1 pseudogene is annotated in these 206 nt (G+C 56.8%); it reads left to right on the forward strand.

Annotated elements, in window-relative coordinates:
• Positions 1-206, forward strand: a pseudogene (locus tag AC0QH1_RS05800) (hypothetical protein); the annotation flags it as partial.

Raw genomic sequence — 206 nt, forward strand, 5'->3', positions numbered from 1 at the left:
ACCACCAACGATAGCGACGAAAACCCCTTTAATTTCCCCATTAGCGGTACCGTTGATGCAGCAAATACCGGTGGTGGAGGTGGTGGGGGTACCGGTGGCGGTACTGGCGCACTTCCGCCCTTACCCCCCATCGATAGCGAGGTTCCCAGCGATGGCGGGGGTACTCCCACCGCGTGCGAATTATCCATCTGTAACGAAAACCTAAT

The organism is Phormidium sp. CCY1219, assembly GCF_055795085.1.